The 2,071-nt window shown below is 46.6% G+C and carries 2 protein-coding genes; both read left to right on the top strand.

From position 1 onward, the window contains the following. Positions 1–1,484 (top strand): RelA/SpoT family protein (locus AC1DUA_RS35110; protein WP_477504140.1); only part of this gene is annotated, 1,484 nt, incomplete at its 5' end. Positions 1,485–1,525: 41 nt separating this feature from the next. Beyond that, positions 1,526–1,966, top strand: coding sequence for a D-aminoacyl-tRNA deacylase (dtd, locus tag AC1DUA_RS35105; protein WP_477504139.1), 441 nt, complete (start codon positions 1,526–1,528; stop codon positions 1,964–1,966). The last annotated feature ends 105 nt before the right edge of the window (positions 1,967–2,071 follow it).

Genomic DNA, 2,071 nt, shown 5'->3' with positions numbered 1-2,071 from the left:
GGCCCAAACATCTCTACAGTATTTATAAAAAAATGAGCTCCCGCGGTAAACAGTTCAATGAGATTTATGATCTCATGGCGCTGCGCGTAATTGTCGATGGCATCAAAGATTGCTACGCTTCTTTGGGCATTATTCATACATTGTGGAAACCGATGCCTGGACGTTTCAAAGATTATATCGCTATGCCTAAGCCAAATATGTACCAATCTCTCCATACAACGGTAATCGGTCCCAAGGGAGAGCCCTTAGAGGTTCAGATTCGTACTTGGGAAATGCATAGAACGTCCGAGTTCGGTATTGCTGCACACTGGGCTTACAAAGAAGGCGGCTCCGTAGTTCCATCTGGCACGTTTGAAGACAAGATGAGCTGGTTCCGTGAAATTTTGGAGCTTCAGCATGAAACGAATGATGCTTCGGAATTTATGGAATCCATGAAGATGGACTTCTTCTCCGACCTTGTATTTGTATTTACGCCAAAAGGGGAAGTCATTGAGCTTCCGGCTGGTTCTGTGCCTTTGGATTTTGCTTACCGCATTCATACGGAGGTCGGGAATCGGACCATTGGCGCCAAAGTCAATTCCCGTATTGTCCCATTGGATCACAAGTTGAAAACCGGGGATATCATTGAAATCTTGACATCCAAACACTCCTACGGACCTAGTCAGGATTGGATCAAACTCGCGCAATCATCCCATGCCCGCAGTAAAATTAAGCAGTGGTTCAAGAAAGAGAAGCGCGAAGAGAACGTCGAAAAAGGGAAAGACATGATTGAGCGTGAGCTCAAGCGTCTGGCTATAGATCCGCCGACATTGATGAGCGATGATAAGATGATCGAAGCGGCGAAGAAATTCAATTTCAACGATATTGAAGATATGCTGTCGGCAGTTGGCTTTGGGGGTATAACAGCTGCGCAAATTTGCACGAAGCTAACTGAGAAGCTGCGTAAGGAAGCGGAAGAAGCACAGGTGCTTCAGCTTTCTACGGAGGTCAAAGAAGTGAAGTCGCAATCCGCGACAGAGCGCAAAAGCCGACCTACTAACGGCGTGCGGGTAAAAGGAGTAGACAACCTCTTAGTGCGCTTTGCCCGTTGTTGTAATCCAGTGCCTGGCGATTTGATCATTGGCTATATCACCAGAGGGCGGGGTGTGTCCGTGCATCGTTCGGATTGTACGAATATCCCAACGAGCATGGGCGAAGAAGAACGGGTGATTGAGGTCGACTGGGCTGAAGCCGTCGAATCTAATTTCAATCTGGAAATTGAAATTACAGGGCATGACCGTCGAGGTTTCTTAAACGAGGTGCTTCAGGCCGTTTCCGAAAGCAAAACAATGATATCGGCGGTATCAGGCCGTTCCGATAAAAATAAAATGGCAACGATTCACATGACAATTTTGATTAAAAATATTGATCATTTACAATCGGTTGTCGAGAAAATCAAACGTGTGAAAGACGTTTATTCCGTTCATCGCATTATGCAAAGCTAAGCTTGCGGCTGCGGACAAACGTGAGGAGATTTAGAGAAGCTATGAGAGTAGTCGTTCAGCGGTGCAAACGTGCCGAAGTAACTGTTAATGGAGCATCTGTCGGCCAGATCGAGCAGGGCCTCATGTTATTAGTCGGCGTTACCCACGAGGATACCGAGCAGGATGCGAAATATATAGCGGACAAAGTAGCCGGACTGCGCATTTTTGAAGATGAGACCGGTAAAATGAATCTTTCCGTGCTGGAGACAGGCGGTCAGATTTTATCCGTTTCCCAGTTTACTTTGTATGGGGATTGCCGTAAAGGGAAACGTCCCAACTTCATGGCAGCAGCTAGACCCGAGATTGCAGAGCCGCTGTATGATAAGTTCAATGAGCTGCTTCGCGCTCAGGGCTTGCAAGTGGAAACGGGCGCATTTGGTGAAATGATGGATGTTTCGTTTACGAATTGGGGACCGGTGACTTTAATTATCGATAGCAAATAGAAGTGGATCGTCTTGCGCAAAGGATAAGATGCGAACAGCCTGGATATACTAAAACTGTATATTCTTGCAGTTAGGAGCATCCAGATGCGTCAATCGATCAAGCAC

Source organism: Paenibacillus sp. 01T422 (genome assembly GCF_056398785.1).
Note: the sequence above shows the minus strand (reverse complement) of the source record. Positions and strands in the feature narration are given on the sequence as shown.

Bases quoted from the DNA above. Each gene is read 5' to 3' on its own strand.
- dtd (WP_477504139.1), top strand. From the start codon at position 1,526: ATGAGAGTAGTCGTTCAGCGGTGCAAACGTGCCGAAGTAACTGTTAAT.